16 protein-coding genes are annotated in these 18,343 nt (G+C 43.8%); 6 read left to right on the forward strand and 10 right to left on the reverse strand.

Annotated elements, in window-relative coordinates; translation table 11 throughout:
• Positions 1-335: 335 nt before the first annotated feature.
• The 5 genes from dinG to L4C39_RS04505 all read left to right on the forward strand — a co-directional run bounded on the left by dinG (position 336) and on the right by L4C39_RS04505 (position 5,140).
• On the forward strand, positions 336-2,411 hold the full coding sequence (gene dinG, locus L4C39_RS04485; protein WP_017051934.1) for an ATP-dependent DNA helicase DinG: 2,076 nt from the start codon (positions 336-338) through the stop codon (positions 2,409-2,411).
• Positions 2,412-2,480: 69 nt separating this feature from the next.
• A complete protein-coding gene (locus tag L4C39_RS04490) occupies positions 2,481-3,260 on the forward strand; it encodes a sulfite exporter TauE/SafE family protein (protein WP_017051933.1) in 780 nt (259 codons plus the stop codon).
• Complete coding sequence (locus L4C39_RS04495; protein ID WP_017051932.1) at positions 3,257-3,805, forward strand: primosomal replication protein; 549 nt, start codon at positions 3,257-3,259, stop codon at positions 3,803-3,805. The genes L4C39_RS04490 and L4C39_RS04495 overlap by 4 nt, the downstream gene beginning before the upstream one ends.
• Before the next feature lie 2 nt (positions 3,806-3,807).
• Positions 3,808-3,963 (forward strand): pleiotropic regulatory protein RsmS, encoded by a 156-nt coding sequence (gene rsmS, locus L4C39_RS04500; protein WP_017051931.1) that lies wholly within the window; start codon positions 3,808-3,810, stop codon positions 3,961-3,963.
• Between the two features lie 34 nt (positions 3,964-3,997).
• Entirely contained in the window at positions 3,998-5,140 is a 1,143-nt protein-coding gene (locus L4C39_RS04505; protein ID WP_429744673.1) for a ribosomal protein uL16 3-hydroxylase, read from the forward strand.
• Positions 5,141-5,285: 145 nt separating this feature from the next.
• Here the strand turns inward: L4C39_RS04505 and L4C39_RS04510 are convergent, their stop codons facing one another.
• Positions 5,286-7,403 carry a methyl-accepting chemotaxis protein gene (locus L4C39_RS04510; RefSeq protein ID WP_429744675.1) on the reverse strand — a complete coding sequence of 706 codons (2,118 nt, stop codon included), beginning with the start codon at positions 7,401-7,403 and terminating at the stop codon, positions 5,286-5,288.
• Positions 7,404-7,886: 483 nt separating this feature from the next.
• On the opposite strand from L4C39_RS04510, the gene L4C39_RS04515 reads away from it, so the two are divergent.
• Positions 7,887-9,050, forward strand: coding sequence for a hypothetical protein (locus L4C39_RS04515; protein ID WP_429744677.1), 1,164 nt, complete (start codon positions 7,887-7,889; stop codon positions 9,048-9,050).
• Positions 9,051-9,097: 47 nt separating this feature from the next.
• On the opposite strand, the gene L4C39_RS04520 is transcribed toward L4C39_RS04515, so the two are convergent.
• Genes L4C39_RS04520 through L4C39_RS04560 form a run of 9 tightly spaced genes read right to left on the reverse strand, consistent with a single transcriptional unit; the run spans position 9,098 to position 18,333 of the window.
• A complete protein-coding gene (locus L4C39_RS04520; protein ID WP_429744679.1) occupies positions 9,098-9,295 on the reverse strand; it encodes a hypothetical protein in 198 nt (65 codons plus the stop codon).
• Positions 9,295-10,014: a hypothetical protein gene (locus L4C39_RS04525; RefSeq protein ID WP_429744681.1), complete on the reverse strand. Its 720-nt coding sequence runs from the start codon at positions 10,012-10,014 to the stop codon at positions 9,295-9,297. The genes L4C39_RS04520 and L4C39_RS04525 overlap by 1 nt, the downstream gene beginning before the upstream one ends.
• Positions 10,005-10,694 (reverse strand): hypothetical protein, encoded by a 690-nt coding sequence (locus L4C39_RS04530; RefSeq protein WP_429744683.1) that lies wholly within the window; start codon positions 10,692-10,694, stop codon positions 10,005-10,007. Before L4C39_RS04530 ends, L4C39_RS04525 begins: the two co-directional genes overlap by 10 nt.
• Positions 10,695-10,708: 14 nt before the next feature.
• Positions 10,709-11,239 carry a baseplate complex protein gene (locus L4C39_RS04535; RefSeq protein WP_429744685.1) on the reverse strand — a complete coding sequence of 177 codons (531 nt, stop codon included), beginning with the start codon at positions 11,237-11,239 and terminating at the stop codon, positions 10,709-10,711.
• A 9-nt stretch (positions 11,240-11,248) separates the two neighbouring features.
• On the reverse strand, positions 11,249-14,146 hold the full coding sequence (locus L4C39_RS04540; protein ID WP_429744687.1) for a phage tail-collar fiber domain-containing protein: 2,898 nt from the start codon (positions 14,144-14,146) through the stop codon (positions 11,249-11,251).
• A 13-nt stretch (positions 14,147-14,159) separates the two neighbouring features.
• The gene (locus L4C39_RS04545; RefSeq protein ID WP_429744689.1) at positions 14,160-14,762 is read right to left on the reverse strand and encodes a phage tail protein; all 603 of its coding nucleotides are present in this window, start codon (positions 14,760-14,762) and stop codon (positions 14,160-14,162) included.
• Positions 14,749-15,936 (reverse strand): baseplate J/gp47 family protein, encoded by a 1,188-nt coding sequence (locus L4C39_RS04550; RefSeq protein WP_429744690.1) that lies wholly within the window; start codon positions 15,934-15,936, stop codon positions 14,749-14,751. Before L4C39_RS04550 ends, L4C39_RS04545 begins: the two co-directional genes overlap by 14 nt.
• Positions 15,929-16,276, reverse strand: a complete 348-nt coding sequence (locus L4C39_RS04555; RefSeq protein WP_429744692.1) for a DUF2590 family protein — start codon at positions 16,274-16,276, stop codon at positions 15,929-15,931. The genes L4C39_RS04550 and L4C39_RS04555 overlap by 8 nt, the downstream gene beginning before the upstream one ends.
• Complete coding sequence (locus L4C39_RS04560) at positions 16,276-18,333, reverse strand: phage tail tape measure protein (protein WP_429744694.1); 2,058 nt, start codon at positions 18,331-18,333, stop codon at positions 16,276-16,278. Before L4C39_RS04560 ends, L4C39_RS04555 begins: the two co-directional genes overlap by 1 nt.
• Positions 18,334-18,343 lie beyond the last annotated feature (10 nt).

Below are 18,343 nucleotides of genomic sequence, written 5' to 3' on the forward strand. Positions count from 1 at the left end.
AGTCCTTACAAATCAACATCTTATGATTTTATATTCACATTTTCGACTAATATCCCACCAAAAACATAAAAAATCAAAATAAATAAAATAACAACAATTTGAAATTAAAGACCACAAATCAACTAAAAAACACAACCAAACAGAACATCAAACTACAAAAAACACCAATTTAAGGTTTTATATATTTCACCATATGAATTAATGTTAGTTTCCTAAAGGTTCAGTTTTTTTTTGTGAACAAGATCCATCTTTGCCTAAAAAGCAGACCATTTTGGTAAAAAAGAAAAGCTTAGCAAGATGTGCTACCATCCATTTCCCGTTAAGCAGGTCACAATATGTCTACTAGTAAAATCCAACAATCCATTCGCAAGAGTTATCAAAACCTCCAATTTCAACTGGAAAACTTTGTCCCTCGCCGCGCTCAAAATTATCTCGTTGCGGAAATAACCAAAACGCTTTGTGGCCAATACCATAAAAAAAACCGTCTTATTGTTGCCGAAGCAGGGACTGGTATTGGTAAATCGCTCGCCTATCTAATGGCGGCCATTCCTGTTGCCGTAGTCAATAACCGGAAAATAGTGATATCAACAGCGACGGTTGCACTGCAAGAACAGCTCGTGAATAAAGACCTACCTCTATATAGAAGGATCACCGATCGCGAGTTCTCTTTTATATTGGCGAAAGGTCGTCAACGCTACTGCTGTGCAGAGAAGCTTGCTGCCGCTTGTGGGGCAGATGAAGGTCAGGTGGCGATGTTTGAGACTAAACCACAAAAAAAAGATATCGAACTTTTACAAACCATGCATAAAAGCCTGACTCAAGGGAAATGGGATGGGGATCGAGACTCATGGCCTAAATCTTTCAAAGACGACATCTGGCAACTTATTGTTAGTGATAAGCACAGTTGCAATAACAGCATGCCTTCACACCGTGACTGTCCTTTTCAAAAAGCACGTTCTGAGTTAGATAAAGCTGACGTCATCATCGCTAATCACAGTCTGGTTATGGCTGATGCAGATTTAGGTGGCGGTGTCATACTCCCAGAACCTGAAGATACCATTTATATTTTCGATGAGGCTCATCACCTTCCACATGTTGCACGAGACCACTCATCCGCTGCCACTAGCCTTAAAGGTGCTGCAAGCTGGCTAGAGAAGTTAAATCAATCTATCTCTAAGTTCTCTGCTCTTGCAGAAGAGAAACGAGTCAGCCGCTTTAGAAATGAACTGCAAGACTCAGTACAGCAACTGGTTCCAAGCTTGAGTCAACTATGCCAGCAATTTGATGCATCGCATTTTGAAGATAAGCGCTACCGATTTGAACATGGTGAACTGCCTGAATGGTTAGAAAATCAATCTAAAGAGCTAAAAACGATCAGCAAGAAGGGAAGCGTAGCGGTTGCTAAGATTGCCGATCTTATAGCAGAGCGCGTTAAAGATGGTGAAATATCCTCTCGCCTTGCGGAACCTGCTCTTGCTGAATTAGGTTTCTACGTTCAAAGAATGGAAAACTTAGCTCAAGTGTGGAACCTGATGGCTGAACCAAAACGAGAGAAAGGAGCTCCTCTCGCCCGCTGGTTAGAACTTAGCCCCGATAGAGAGGGCGACTTTATCGTCAATGTTTCCCCTTTAGAAGTCGGCTGGCAACTCGACCAACAGATTTGGAGTCGTTGTATTGGTGCCGTTTTAGTCTCTGCGACCATGAGAGCACTCAACTCTTTTACCTTTTTCTGCCATCAAGCCGGGATAAGCGAAAAAGCAGAGAATGGAACACAGTTCCTCGCATTAGCTTCGCCTTTTGATTATGAAAACCAGGCGGAACTCATTGTGCCAGCGGTCAAATATGAACCTCAAGCGCCTCAGTTTACCGATCACTTAATCGAAATTTTGCCTGATTTGATTGAAGATAAAAAAGCGAACTTAATTTTGTTTTCGTCCTACTGGCAGATGAATCAAGTAGCCGAAGCTCTATCCACAGATTTCGTTAAAAGAGGTTGGGCACTGCAAATTCAAGGTGATAGCTCACGCGGAGAAATTCTAAAAAAACATAAAACACTCGTTCAATGTCAGAAAACAAGCATTCTGTTTGGCACTGGTAGCTTTTCTGAAGGATTAGACCTGCCGGGAGATTTACTTGAGAACTTAATCATCACTAAAATACCATTTGGTGTACCAACATCACCTGTTGAGCAAGCTCATTCTGAATATATTCAGTCCCGAGGTGGTAACCCATTCATGCAAATTACCGTTCCTGAGGCGAGTAAAAAGCTCATCCAATCTGTAGGACGTTTGCTGCGTAAAGAGAGAGATTCTGGTAAAGTCGTCATCCTTGATCGTCGTATCGTGACCAAACGCTACGGCAAATCACTTTTGGATTCGCTTCCACCTTTTAAAAGAACGATTAAATATTAGAACGGCAAGCAATATACGCACATGAGCCATTAGGTTTAGTGAGTATTAAAGTGCCTCATTAGGAATTATATGGAATTTGTTGAACCGACGATGTTGGTTGTTTTAGCACTTGTGGCTTTCGTTGCGGGATTTATCGATGCGGTTGCTGGTGGCGGCGGGATGTTAACCGTTCCGGCTTTGCTATCCATTGGCTTACCACCTCATATTGTATTAGGCACAAATAAATTAGCCGCAACGTTTGCTTCTTTTACGGCTGCGGTAACGTATTACAAAAAACGACTATTTAAACCAGAATGCTGGCGGAATGCGTTCATCTCAACTCTTATTGGAGCCATTATTGGTACGTTAGTCGTTGATGCGATCAGCACAGAATGGTTGGAGAAAGTGCTGCCACTGATTATTTTAGCTACGGCTATTTATACTATTTTCCAAAAAACACCGACTGCCAGCCAGAATGTCACTCCGACACCATGCCCTAAACTAAAAAAGAAACAGGTATTTCAAGGCTTAACACTAGGGTTTTATGATGGAGTCGCTGGGCCTGGTACAGGTGCTTTTTGGACGGTGAGTTCAATGGCGCTATACAAACTGAATATTTTGCTGGCTTCTGGTCTTGCAAAAGCGATGAACTTTACCAGCAATATTACCTCTCTGGTCACTTTCGCTATACTTGGACATATCGATTGGGTACTTGGCTTAACCATGGGTGTTTGTCTGATGGCCGGAGCATTCGTGGGGGCTCACTCTGCCATTCGATTCGGCGCTAAATTCATTCGTCCTGTGTTCATCACAGTCGTGAGCGTATTAGCGGTTAAGCTGGCTTACAATGCGTGGTTCGTGAATCTATGAACAATTTCTCTCAATTAGCCACTATTCTTGATGATTTATCTAAACAGGCTGCGCAGCTTGATCGTCGCAGAGGCGAGCATCATCTCCCTCTATTTGATGAGCATCTATTTCATGGCAAAGCTCGCTTGATCGTACCCTGTGTACAAGAAGCAAAAAGTACTTATGAGAGCATCGTTAGAGAGAAAAAACACAACCGATTAACACCAGCACGCGCAGAATATCTTACCGAGCTATTATTAGCTCAAATTGGCGCGATTCAGCGTGAGCTTTCCACTCAAAAAATTCGGAAAGGCGAGATCAAACACAGCAGCTATTATCGAAAGCCCATTAATGAGCTGTATCAAGAGCTGGCACAACATCAAGAGTGGACTCGCCGCCTCAAAGAAATGGTGATAGAAAAAGAGCAAGAATTGAAAAATGCCCCCTCTTTTTATCAACAGCAAACCCAAAAAACCTTATTGGCGACTGAGCAACGTTTAAAGCGCTGTGAAGAAGCAATGTTAAAAATTGAAAAACAAATTACGTTTCGTGAAAAGAATCAATAATTATGACTCAACAAACACTTGAACAAGCACCTGAAGAAGTTAAATTGGCCGTCGACCTCATCTGTTTACTCGAACAGAATGACATCGACCCTCAGGTTGCTATTGAAGCGCTTAAAATTGTCAAATCTGACTGTGAAGCCAAATTAAAGAAAGCTTAACCCTCCCCCTATATCATTAAATCAAGGCTGTAAAATGTACCAACTGACTGTGTCTCTCGATGAGTTTCTTGCCGAATATTGGCAGAAAAAACCAATCATCATCAAGGGGGGATTCAAAAACTTTGAAGACCCAATTAGCCCCGACGAGATTGCAGGGTTAGCCATGGAAGAGGACGTTGATTCACGCTTTGTTTCCAACTTAAACGACCAGTGGGTAGCCGAGCATGGCCCGTTTTCCGCTGATAAATTCGAATCGTTAGGCGAAACCAATTGGTCTTTCATTATACAAGCAGCCAATCATTGGCACTCTGGCGCGGCTCAGTTAGTCGAACCTTTCCTAGGCATGCCTAATTGGTTGTTCGATGATTTAATGATCAGCTACTCGGTAAAAGATGGCGGTGTCGGCCCACATATCGACCAATATGATGTATTCATCATTCAGGGGAGCGGTAAGCGTCACTGGCGTGTTGGAGCACTTGACGAAGGTCAATACAAAGAGACCAGCCGCCACGTTGCACTGAGACAAATTGAAGGCTTTGAGCCCATTATTGATGATATTCTAGAACCTGGCGACATTCTCTATATTCCACCAGGCTTCCCACATGATGGTTATGCACTAGAGCCATCAATGAGCTACTCTGTCGGCTTCCGTTCACCAAAGGAACAAGAGCTGATCAGTAATTTTGCCGATTACGTATTAGCACATGATATAGGCGATGTGCATATGCATAACCCCGCTCTGACGACGCAAGATGGAAACGGAAAGATCCAAACGTCTGATTTACAGCATTTAACGACTATGTTGAACTCTAGCTTGCAAAACCCAGAGATCATTCAAGATTTTATGGGCTGTATGTTAAGCCAATCTCGCCATCAACTTGATATTGTCGCTCCAGAGCAATTATGGACAGCAGAAGAAGTACAACTGCACATCATGAATGGTGGTGTCATTAACCGAGTAGCAGGCTTACGCGCGTTATATCATGAGCAAGACAGCGGTATTGCTTACATCAATGGCGAAGTGATCAAAGTTGCCGAGCAAGATAGAGCGCTCATAACGCTGCTTTGCGATCAAGATTGGTTAGCAATAGAGAATCTCGGCCAAGAAATCAGCTCTGCGAACGTGGCGCTCATCTGTGAACTGATCAATAAAGGTTACTGGTTCATCGAAGAGTAATTCTCAGCAGTTATGAGTAACCTTAGCCAGCTATAGGTAATTCTCGCGTTGGTATTAACGAGAATACTCAATATTTAAACCATTAAAAAAGGAGCTGAATTCAGCTCCTTTTGTTCAATCATTGCTCTTAAGGATCAAAATAAGCTCACACTTTAAACTGGTCCACCAGCGTTTGCTGGGTTGAAGAAAAGTCACTGATTTGATTTGCCACTCTTTCCGAGGCTTCCGCTTGCTCTAAAATTCTCGCACTTAAATCACGAATATTAGACACATTTTGGTTAACTTCGCCAGACACAGACTGCTGCTCTTCTGCTGCTCGAACTATTTGGCTATTCATATCACTAATTGCTGCGATAGATTCAAATATAGCACTTAACTCAGCCACTGCTTCTTGTACATGAAGCGCAGTACCATTCGCTAAGTCGTTACCTTCTTGAATCGCTTCAACCACATCTTCAGTTCCCTGCTGGACTTTTTGAATCACACCACGAATTTCGCCTACCGATGCTTGTGTTCTACTCGCCAGATTACGCACTTCGTCTGCAACTACAGCAAAGCCTCTTCCCTGTTCACCTGCTCTAGCGGCTTCAATAGCGGCATTAAGCGCAAGCAAGTTAGTCTGCTCTGATATTCCCTCGATCACAGCGAGAATTTCTGTAATGTTACTATTATTTTTAGCCAGCTCTTCTACCACAGGCACAGCGCTTGTCATTCGATCAACCAACTTAACCATCTCAGAAGAGGAGAGTTCGATCACTTGCTGCCCTTTACTTGCAGACTCATTGGCCAGATGCGCGGCTTTCACGGCTGTTTCTGCATTTTGAACCACTAAACTTGCGGTTTGCGTCATCTCTTCAGATGCAGTTGCAACAAGATCAACCTCTCTAAATTGAGCGTCACTGCTTCCGCGAGTTTCTGTCGCGGCCAGTTTCGCCTGATCGGTCGTACCCACAATTTGGCTGGTTGTCTGCACCACTTGCTTTATCGTATTCTGAAGCTTATCTAAAAATAGATTGAAACCTTCGGCTAATTGCCCTATTTCATCCTTTGTTGATACAGGGATCCTCTGAGTCAGATCCCCTTCTCCCGACGCGATATCTTGCAACCTCGCCACCATCAGCCTAATTGGCTTAACAATGCTTAACGACGCCAGCGCAATCACCACCAATCCAAAAATCACAAAAAGAGCGCCAGCAAACAATTCCGTTTTTACACCTTGTTCCACTTGTTCTGTGATCACTTGGTCAAGCAGATCCGCATCGGCTAATACGCTATCCCGTGGCATTTCAAAAACCACACCCCACGTTTGGTTGGCAACTTTAACTGGGGAGAAGACGATCAGTTGCTCACCTGAAGTGCTCCATTTCGTTTGCACTTCCTCACTAAACAGGAGATCGGTTACGTCATCACGTGATAGGTTTTCATTTTCAAAAAGAGATCCAACACTTATCGTTCGATCATCTGAAGCGATGACACTTCCATCAAGGCTAATAATTGAGACTTTCCCGCTTCCATTAAATAGGCTTGAATCTGAAGCGGTTGCAACATTGGCAAGGCCATCGAGTTTTAAATCAATCCCCATAAAACCTATCGATTCACCATCAACTTTAATCGGAACAGAAATAGAAGATGTCAGAAATTGGCCGTTATCTTTCTTAACAAACCGTGGCGTGGTTACGCACGTTTCACCACTTGCTATCGGGCAAAAAAAGCGTTCACTATTGCTTGGCTCTTTTAATGTCTGTTCACTAAGGACATTAGCTAAAATATTCTCCCCATTTTCTGAAACGATCCAATATGGAGCAAAGCGGCCAATATCATTTGATCCAACGTAATCAGCATCGGTGTAGTTAGAGTCCTCACCATCTAATGAGTCGGGGTTAAAGACCAAATAAGCTCCCTGAATGGCGTCAAACTCCGAGACCGATTGACGAACCATCTCGTCGAGTGCCGTTCGAAGCTCCTCACTCGCTGTAAAGTTATCTTCTGCATTACGCTTTAGAAACAAGGCAGTAGACGCGAGCATTTCAGCACGATGCACCGCTTCAACTAAATAGGCCTGTACTTCTGTCGCATTTAATTGAGCACGGTTCTCCAGAAGTTGCTGAGATTTATTGATTACAGACTCTGAACTTTGAGATTTAATGATTTTCTGATTGTTGACAGCGTTATAGACCGAAAAGCCGATAAGGGATAGAGAAGTAACCAACAAGCAGCATCCTGCTAATAAAGTTATCTTCCACTGAACAGATAGGGTTCGCATGATACTTCCTTATATTTAAGCCAAAAACTTTTTCACTACCATGTGAATAGCTTAGTTATCAATTACACCATAATTACCTTAGATATCAATCGAAAGTTAGAGTAAATGTTAACAATGTGTTGTCATAAGATTTTTACACCTCTTTGTGACATTCTGTCATAGCGCATTTCACCAAGCATTCAGATCGACTTGGCGCTTACTCTCTATTTTACTTATTCCCTATTTTACTTGTTCTCTATTATGATAGTGGTAACATTCTTGAAAGATAATCCATCTCATTTAAAGGATACCCAATGAAAGTTATCAGCTTTAATATCCTTTAAAATATAACCTTATTAAAAACAATAACTTACAACAAATTTCAACCATAATGGCGACAAAGTGGCGATGCTATTCAAATGCATAAGTGTATCTGGTGCCAAGACGATTCTTTACAACGCACATCATGTATAATTCGTACGTCGTTTTAATTGGTGAATGCAAATGAAAAACAAGTCCAAAATCATTCTTAGTGCAGTGTGGGTCTGCTCTATCATCGGTGCCATCCTATTTGGCTGTATCCTATCTGGTTTTTTTATTATTTCAGATATTAAAACTAACGGAACAGCCTTTGGGAATTGGGCTATGTGGGTTGGTAGTACAGGTGGTATCATCGCAGCAGGAGGGGCAATTTTTGCCGCTAACTTTACTCGAAAAACATTCCTGTTTTTATTAAAGCAGCACAGTGACCATCTTGAAATGCAGAATATGCAAATGTATTTAGAGCACAAAAATGCCTTTTTTTCATTATTAACTCAACTAGAAACAAGCCACAGCAACAAATTCATTTTCAAACATAAAGAAACTCTCTATCAAGAGCTATTCCCAAATAACAATTTTTTTACTTTTAGTGCTAAAGCTTTATTTGAATCAACAGACGGTGAGAAACATAAGCTTTTATCTAGTATATGTAAAACATATGACGAATATAGTAGTAATGAGCAAAAAGCTGATTTTTGCCTTAAGAACTCTCAGTTCGTTCACTCAATTAAAAATCATCTTCACATTCAAGTTGTAGACAACAACGCCCTTGGAGACGACCATAACACCCTTCCTGGTCATCAAAAATTAAGATGGAATATTTTTGAAATCGACTTACTACTGCAATTTATTTATGACTCCACAGCTCAATGCTTCAGATTTACTGGTAACCATGCCCCAGAACCTACTAAATGGAAACCTCACCCCCAACCGATTCGGGTAATCCATGCTCTAATATCAAATGAAAGCTATTCTAGAGATCCAATGCATAATCAAGGCCTTAATCTAAATGGGGATCGTTTCAATACTATCACGCTATTAGCTCAATTTATGGATGTAGCCCACCAAGAATCAATCGGTCCCTTAAATAATCGAAGCATTAATCAAATGATTTATTATAAGTTACATCTTTTATTTGAATCTGGCGTGAGTGAATTTGAAGCACTGCTACAAGATCTCCAAAAACAGTATGATTTACTAACACATGCCGTAGATTGGTTAATTCAAGTAGAGAAAGCAAACAATGATAAATGGGAAGACCCACTTAAATTGAAAGTTCATCGTCTAATTATGAAGATTTCACAATGTTTGCCAATCATAGTGAATGAGATACAAGCTCAAAAATAAAGGCTTAACTCCCAAAGAAAATGTCCTCAAAATTAGATAAGGACATTTTAACTAACCTTATAACTACCAGCCGAGCTACCACCAGTCACAGCAACCTGTGCATTTTCTGTTATCTCATCGACTACCGCATTGGCTATCGCAATCGCAAACTTACTCGCTTGGGCATGTTCACCTGTGATCACAATCCCTTGGGCTTGCAGCTCTGTTTCTATTTTTGTCTTGAGTGATGTTTTACCTAATGCCATTACTTGCCTGCCTTAACGGTTGATGATAAATCACTGTGTGGTTTGCCAGTGAACGCGCAAATACAGTCGCCCTGCACTACCCCTTTGCCGCCGTTCATGGTGATAAGGTCTGCGGTGTAACGCATGTTCTTGGCGTTCGCTTCAATATCTTTCTCTACCTTAGTGATCTGATTGCCTAAAACTGTCAGCCTATCGTCGACACCAATTTCAGTTAAACGATGTTCTAGTACTTTGATTTGTTGAGTTAGACATTCAAGCTTGTCGGCTTGGTCTGTTTTTCTTTCAAAGTTACCTTCTTGGTCGACTAGTTGGTAAACACCTTTACGCTGTTGGTATCGGCTTTCACCCTCTTTGATACCTGGTAACTTGAACCCAAGCGGAAGAACGCAACGGATGAACGGTTTGTCTGGTTGGCCAAACATGAATCCTAATTCAACAACACTACCAATTGCAGGTGGCTCTAAACGACCAGCATGATCACCAATACCAGGAACCGGAAGTGGTACCGCTTGCAATGGTGGCTTATCTTCGTATTCCATGCCCTTTTCATCGAGTAGCTGAACATCTACCGAGTAGTGAGGATAAAAGCGATCAGACAAATCCCCTTCTTCTGGGAGTTCTGGCAAGGCGACCACCTTTCCCCACCTTGGCAAATGCCACTGGCCTGTGAACTCAGGAAACAACCGGAAGATAATGCGCTTAATAGTATTCACATCCATGTTAGCTTTGCCTCCGTTCCTTCGAACTCTACACCGACTAATCGAAGGCCATTCACGACAACACCTGGCTTGAGCCTTGGAATAGCCGGTATCTTTACTGATTTGTTTGCCGTGTGGTTGGTCATGAGTTCGTTAGGTATCGTGATAGGCTTATCAGCCCAATGGGAATCTTGCCAACTGCCCACATATATTTGACCGTTGCCTTGTTGCTGCCAGAACAAGTCGTCAATGCTGAACGCTTGGGCTAATTCGTCTATGACTCGATAGCCGTTGCCATCACTGTAGAAACAAGGGATGGCGGTTTTGCTGTAAGCCTTTTCTGGTACCACAAATTGAAGCCCCGTTTTATTGGTGACTTCGCTTAGTAGCTGCATGAGTGTTGGGTGTCGCATGATGATGTTCAGTGGCTTGTAAAGTATTGCTGATAGCTCACGGCAAAAGACGGCAGACCAACCTTTTTCCGCAGGTTGTACCCGTTCGATGTAACCCAGAAAGACTCTAGTAATATCATCGCCCCAGCCTAAGTCTACGGCGATGATGGTATTGGGCTCTGGATTGCCTTCAACCGTCAGCTCGCAGCGACCTGGCGTATTTTTATCAAAGACGACTCTATGGCTTTTCATCTTGGCTTTATCTTTACCAAGGTAAACGCGGCTAATGAATCGATTGTTTGCACTCATAAATCACCATTAGGTCAGAGCTTTTTAGTTTCGTTGAGTACTTTCTGAAAGCCTGTTAACTCCACTTCGGTACCTGGCGGCACATCGTCACTTTGTCCGGCTTCAACAGGGGTATTCACACCTTGCACTTTTTGCTGTGCGGCGGGTTTGTCCGCTTGGCGTTGTTCCACTCGTTCTGGTACCGAAAGATGCTCGATAAGTTCAAATGAAACGCTCCATTGCCTGTGAGAATCTTGCTCATCAGCACGAACGGTACCTTGAAATTTCACCTGGCGAATTTTCAAAGCTTCTGCCGTTTTATTACTGATACGGTAAATTTGACGGGCATCGTTTTCTTGTGCTTCCGCCATACTGAATAAGTTGGTTAGTAGCTGTTTTTTGGTAAATGGGATCACGCCTTTCACGGTCAGAATTTTACCTTTGCTACCTGTTTCCGCTTGGTCGGTAGCCGAGGTCTGGCCGGACATATCCTGTCCGGCTAGTTGTTGACGAACACTGACGCGTAGGTTCTTTAATGGGAGTTGGGTGCCGTTTAGGGTTAGCATATACACACTCTAAGCTGATAATAATGTGAGTCTTTCTCCGATAGAAACTTTATTCCTAATATCACCAGGATAGAGGGCTTCACATAAAAGAATGCCAGCATCTGGTGCTGAACCAGGATTAATTCCTGTGCATGGCTTCATTTCACCATTAGACAGAACTATTTGATGTTTTTCCCTAGGCTTTCTATTTGGCACCATGGCTAATTCTAAAACTGTATTATCTCCAGACAGACCAATGATGCTATTTACAATAACCTCCACTTGTTCTAATGGCCGATGCACTGTTTGTGCATAGTAGCCATTCAATAACCTAGGGAATATAACTTTTTCTTTCAGAGTCGATGAATTATAAATAGTCAGTTCATCAAACGCTGCAATCCCAGGGCAATCTACAATTGCACCGCTCAAATCAATGTTTGTATATGTATAAACGTTTTGAGTATCTTTGTTTTTGTACTTAATAAAACTATCTAATGATTCTCTATTAGAACGGAATTCAGGATTACCAACCGTCATAACACCCAATCGCGAACCAATTGATCCTCCACCCCAACCAACTGAATCACATAATGCTTTCACATCGTATATACCAGGCCCAAAGGTAATAGAACCGTAACACGCTCTTGTATTGATAAAAGCAAAGTCAATATCACCGTGGACATGAGACTCTATATGGACATATGCGTAACTGGTTACTTTCCTATTAGCAACGATTGATGAAACAGTCAGCTCTTTTGGCGTATTTTCATCATCTGGCCATAAATTCTGGCGGGTGATTTCTACATCGCCACCTTTAACATTCGCATGAACAGATGAAAATGAAGTGTTGCCACAAACAATTACTGACATTCTGGCTTTACCTTGCGGGTTATAAACATTCAGGATGCCTGGGTGTCCTGAACTGTTTCCAACCCTCCCAAGAAACGCCACTTCATCGAATATTGGATTATACCCGTCAATTTTCGCAGAGGTCGCATTGTATACAGCTCCAATATCTTTGCTTGAGCCGTTCGGATATTGGTCGAACCAGCGACCATCACGGTCAATAACATAAACATCAGGGTCTTCTGCAACGATGGCACCCTTACCAGCATATACAGCAGAGCCGACAACAATTCCGTCTTCTCGGCGGCGGCACGTCTCTTTATTTGATCCACAACTTATCAGTTCGTGGTCATGCATTTCAAAGCCTGTAACATTAGAATTACCACACCATGAATCAAAGCAAAATGGTGCATAACCTAACGAGGCTGCATTTGAAAATGCACCATTGAGCTTGGTTTTTTCACAACTAGCAAAATATGCTGGGCCAACAGAACCACAAAAACGAGTTATGAAGTTTCCTTTGACACCTGAACAACGTGCAAAAAATAAAGCGTGACCACCATTGGCAGCACAAAAATCCATTCTTGCATCATGTCCTAGTGAACCCGATGCATCTGAATCACCCCATGATTCACCTTTCGATTCAAATATTGCGTTATCAAATACAAGGTCTACACATTGCTTAAAATAAGCAGTAGACGGGTAACGCATTTTTTTATCTGCCACCGACTGATTAGCAGAATAAAGCCCGCCATTTTTTATTTTCACAAAGACTTTCTGATATAAGGTAGGGATTTTCGATATTGGAACAGCAAATGCGGCACCACCATCTGAAAGACTTTCTATTCCTTGTACGTCTTCATAGATACGATACTCATTATCACAAAAGTCTAGCGTGTCACCATGTTGACATGCCTTAAAAAATGCTACCGCCAATTCAGTATTATTAGCTGAAACATCAGAGTCTAAATCAAAGTATGACGCTTTTAATGTCTTACCATAATCCAGTTGGTACTTGTCACCCTTCGCATTAACAAAATATGAACCACCATCTGTTGAACCTGGCACGCCTTTGCCGGATAAAACATATTTTGCTGAACCTGTTTCAGAGGCAGCAAAATTGAACTTGCTTGATCTGCGTTTTGTCAGTATTTGTTGAGGACTAGCAGCCATAGACAAAATATCATCAGCAGTAGCAACTTTCGCCATAACAAACGAATCATTTGACCATTGCTTATCTATGCTCTCAGGCCTCAAATCACTCACCGAGCCATCTACCAACACCTGGGCAATCTTACAAACAAAGTGCTTCACGTCATTTGCATCGGTGTAATCGTCTTTTTCTTCGGCTGTAACCACAAAATCAAACAGAGTGACTTGCTCACCTGTTGGCGTTCCTTCGCGGTGCGAGTCTACGTAGATAAACGATGGCTTGTTAGGTACCTGAACATTGCGATCAAATTCAAGGGCGACACGGTTGCCCGACACATAACCGGCACCCGCTTTGATGTTGAATGCACTCGCTTGAGGCGTTACCAAGAAACCGCCTTCGATAAACCAATCTTTGCCGTTCTGGTCGATGATGGACTGTGCCACATCATCGTCCATTTTCTTCATGCGTGGTGTTGCGTTGTACTGCCACGTTGAAGCATCCACCGTGATGTTGGTAATTTCAGCAATGTCTTTGTACTCAAGTACGACAGAACGCACCAACGTATTACCTGAAACACCTGGTTCGTCTACCGTCTTAGGTGTTAGTGCATGGTGATCGATAGTTACCAAAACACCATATTCAGAGCAATAAGCGCCTGTCCAGTTGAATTCGAACGGCCCTTCTTGGCTTGTGAGTGTTGTACTGTAGATCACTGAGTCAACAGAAAGGCGACCGCGCTGTTCTACTGCTGCTTCATGGACGACACTATTGCTTGGCACCACATCATCAGGCTGTGGGTATTCTGGTCGGTTCGGTACGTTGGCGAAAATCATCTTGTCGATCACAAGCGGCTTTTCTTCTGCGTTAAGCTGTGCCAATAGCGCCTTACCTGCGGCGGTTAAAATAGACTTATCTGTTACGTTTGCCATTTCTTCTAATTCCTTAGCCTTTCGCAGTGGCTTGGTAATATTCACAATCGACATTGAACATGTTCGGTAACATGCCAACGTTTATTCGGGTCTTAACGTGTGCTGTTGAATATTGCGCCTCAATGTTCTTACTTCGCGCAGCCAACGGCATTTCGACATAACTGGTGTATTGATAACGGCGACAAGTACGCCCGTATTGGCGAACCACCGTGTCTAATAGTTTCGGCACTTTGGTTAAGTCACCGTCTCGAATCTTTAGGCTGACCACATCCCAGTCGACATTCACTAGCCTTTCATCTTGGGCAATGTGCGGATAGCCGAGCTTTTCAAACATCTCTTCCCATCCGGACACCGAACCCGCATCACGAGAAAACCCATAAGCATGAGCCACACGGATTCGAAACAGTTCTTCAGGCTCTTGACCGAGCTTTTCGACTCCACGCTGCCAAGCCAGAATATTGACCAAAGCTATTGGGGCGGTCAGTGGGTCATGTTGTTGCAACGGCATTTCGAATGCGGCTTTTACATGTTCCCAATAATTGCGCATGGCTCGGGCGAACTTGGCGAGTTCGCCTCTACCCATCCAGTAACGAAGGTTTATCTCAGGTATTTTCAATGGATACCTCCAACGCCTGAATGCGTGGCACCGTTAGGTTGTTAATGATGTCGGCGTTATCGAATTCGAGTGATTCAATCTGTGCAAACTGCCCGTGTAGCTCTTGGCCTAATTTGGAGAAACTAAAGCGCAACACTGGATTAGTAACTGTTGGCGAATAATCGGTATTCTCACGGAATGCCGCGCCAATAAACTTCCCAACAGATGCTTTAAGATCTGTTCGCTCACCCATTGTCAGTGAGCGTTGCGGCCAAACATGGCAAACAATATTGCTCTGTGTTTCTGGCATTGCCATCACCTGCAGATCATCACCATGGCCGTGTTGCCCTTGATTACGAATGTAGGTGTTTAAATCAGTCAACATTTCCGGTGATGGTTCACCCGTATCAAGCAGAATGTAAGCGTTCGCAGTACCTGGCCCACGTGGAGCGTTATGCTCGAAATACACGTTATCGTCGTTAATGCCTGCGCGACTGGTCAGCAATGAACGGTAAGCCGCATCAATGTGCCATTTCGCCACCGCGCTCCATTGGTTGCGGATACGTAAACGAAGTTCATCGTTACTTTCTTTGTCGGCACCTGCAGCGGTTAGCCACTCGGCTGGGTTCGTTGCGGCTGCAATACCTGGAATCGCTGTTGGCAAAATATGGTAGTAACCTTCGCCAAGGTTATAGGCTGCACCTTCGTGTTCTGCCTCAACATCAACCATGATCATGGTTTCGTTTTCTGGCAACGTGGTATCAGCAAGCGCACGAACTCGGTAAATATTGCCGTTAATGGCTTCGGTCTGAATCCATGTATCTTTTGGTATAACTAACGCTGGTCCTTTTACTGCTGCACGTTGAAAAGCGATCAGCCCTTTGGCTTTGGTGGCTTCTTTACGGGTAAGCTTGCATTGCCAAGCCAATAGGTCTAACCATTGGTCAACGGCGGTTGCTACAAACATATTTGGAAGAACGTAGCCCACCAATAACGTTATGATGAGCCACAAGGTCACTTTCACCACTGCCGATTCAATCAAGCGCCAGAACGGGGAGAAAAGAGAATCGTTAGAGATAATGCAGCCTTCCTTTTCCATCTCCTCTTTCAGCACTTTTTTCCAACTGGCTTCATCGGTAGGAATACCGGATTGCTTTACCAGATCGGCGTAATCTGGCTTCGGAATATCAGACATTGGTTATCTCCACGGTTACATCACCCTTCGCTAAATCGCCAAAATCTGCAGTCGTGGCGAGCACGTAAATAGTGCCTTCTGTTGGTTCTTCTAATCTCACTGAGCCTGGTACTAGACGAACATCTTCTTCAACCAACAATTCCAACTTGGTACGAATATCCGCTTTTTTTGATGGGCTGCGCTCTGCGATGAGATCAACCGCTAAATTGCTTTCAATGATGGCGTGTTTAATGTCTTGGGCGATCACCGCTCGGTCTTGAATCAATACAGGGTTACGGCCTGCATCGAGCACCACGTCACCGTTTTCAATTAGGATGTCTTGATAGAGGTAATTCGCCATTAGCCTGCCGCCATTTCTAATTCACTCGCCATGTCCTGTGGACTGCTCATGTAGGTTGGGTAAATCGCCACGCCACCGTAATTGGTTGAACTGGTTTGATAGCTGGCAATGTTCTTGGCCGCGCCACCTGGCTGAACTTGTGCGTAAGGTGTCGCACTTTTCACTGCCTTAGAACTCACTGGTGCGGTTTCATCATCACTGCCGAAACCTGGTAGCCAATCGACTAGCCCTTTCATGGTTTCCCAAATACCCGCTAACTTATCGGTGAACCAACTGAACACGCTGCCAAAGATGTTGCGCATGGAATCAGCCATTTGCCCAATGAAGGCAAAGCCACTGGTGTCGGTAAAGCCACTCATCACCCATTGCCAACCTGCTTTGATGAACTCAAACATGGCTCTAAATGGCATGGTGATTAATGTGATTGCGCCTTCTAATACTTGGAACCACGTTGTGTCACCAAACGAAGCTTTCAGATCATCCCAGTAGTAAATCAAGGCACCGACGGCGACGACTGCAGCAGTAACACCCGCTGCAATCAGGAAAATAGGGTTAGTCAGAAGTGCGGCTGTAAATTTCAAGGCCCCCATTGTTCCTGTCATGAATGCCCGACCCAACCAAGTAAGCGCGGTTGTGGCGGTACCATAGATAGCGGCAGATGCACTCATCGCACCATTGAGCAACCACTGACCTGCAGCCACTAACTTAGTTTTAACACCATAGATATTCATCATGATATTGAGTGCCAGAAGCTGCGCACGAGCGAACTGAGTTACAACTGAATAGGCTTTTTTCGCTAACGTGATCCCATTCATCATAAGCATATAGGTCGCCATGACTTGTTTGCTTATACCCATCATGAGAGTAAAAGCACCGCCTGCTGCAACGGCGCCTAAAATGGCGACGGCAGCAAAACCAATGTATTTGGTGAGGTTTGGGAAAAGCTGAGTCCATTGAACAATCGCCATTGCACCATCTGCCATCGAGCCCACCACAGGCAAAAGCCCAGGCAAGAGAATCGCACCAAACGCTGCGCTTATGGCAAATACGCCTTGTTCCATCCTTTCCCATTGGTCGGTCATTGCTCCGGCCATTTGCTCGGCAACATCAAGCCCTTTCACTTTTCCTAATTCATTAATTGAACTGGCAAGCCCATCCGTGTTTTGCATCAACAACTGGATCATTGCGGTGGCTTCTTGTGTACCAAACGCCTTGCTCAGCTCTGCCGCTTCCGCCACGGATATGGTTTCACCGTAACGACCTTTAATTTGGTTCAAGATATCGACCATTGGCAGCATTTGACCTTGGGCATCAGTAAACTGCATATTCAACGCTTTTTGTGCCTTGGCGGTACCCGCTAAGAACGCGCGATATTTGGTACCCGCTTCACTGCCACTCATGGTGGATTGCAAAGTACCAAGAATTGCCATTTGCTCCGTCATGCCCACACCAACAGAAGTAGCCGCTGCACCCACAGAAGTGAATGCCGAAGACATACCATCGCCTGTGGTCTTAAACATTTGCACAGCTTTTGCCGTTTGGCCACCAAGCTGGTTCACCCAATCCGCCTTACCCATTTGGTTAGCTGAATTTTGGAAAATACCGTACATGGTGCCCACGTAATTGGTAATAGTTGATGTATCCGCTTTAGTTGCGGCGGCAAGCACACCCGAAGCGCGGGTAAACTCAGAAAGCTCATTGCCCCCTAAACCAGAAATAGCAGATTGGATATCATAAGAAGCCGCCACAAAATCTGAGGCTGACTTCCCGTAATCCACTGCAAATTCAAGTGCGGTATCACTTAGCTGTTGCAGCTGTTCATCTGCGACACCCAGTGATTTCACTTCGCCTAATGCTCTGTCCATTTCAATGGCTGGCATCAAGGCTTGTTGCAGAGCAAAACCTGCACCCACCATGCCTGCCGCACCTGTTACCATGGTTTGTGTACCTTGGCGATAAGTGTTGGTGACATCGGTCATTTGTCGTTGAATATTGCCCAGAGGTTTTGAAATCTGGTCAATCAGTCCAACTTGAAATTTGAGTGCGTCTGGTAACATCAACAATTCT

This window comes from Vibrio clamense, from assembly GCF_050337905.1.
In the GTDB taxonomy this organism is placed as follows: domain Bacteria; phylum Pseudomonadota; class Gammaproteobacteria; order Enterobacterales; family Vibrionaceae; genus Vibrio; species Vibrio cortegadensis.